The following is a 313-nucleotide window of genomic DNA, read 5'->3' as shown; positions in this document are numbered from 1 at the left end:
GAGGCTTGGGGCCGAATCCCCGTTTGGGAGTTTTAATCGAAAGCGGAGTCTGTCGAGAACGCGTACTTTATTATATTCATGCTATGTACATGCTTTTCTCGGAAACGGGAGATTATAAAAACAGGGCTCGTAATCGCACCCGCTATTTCCAAACTACTCTCGGTGCGGATGAATTCAGAAAACTCTTTCACACATATATGGAGAAGGCAAGTTCTCTCGACCTTACGGTGAAATCGAAGGAAAAAGAAGTGGGGAAAAACGGTTGTAGCGGAGATATAATCCATCCCTGTGTACACCGTCAAAAGCAGGAAGG

1 pseudogene is annotated in these 313 nt (G+C 45.4%); it reads left to right on the top strand.

The annotated features are described in order from the left end of the window. Positions 1 to 313, top strand: a pseudogene (locus PGX78_RS09255) (hypothetical protein); the annotation flags it as partial.

Origin of the sequence: Megasphaera sp. AF13-6AC, assembly GCF_027685385.1 — a bacterium.
GTDB lineage: Bacteria > Bacillota > Negativicutes > Veillonellales > Megasphaeraceae > Megasphaera > Megasphaera micronuciformis.
The sequence above is the reverse complement of the archived record's forward strand: the minus strand, read 5'-3'. Positions and strand labels throughout refer to the sequence as shown.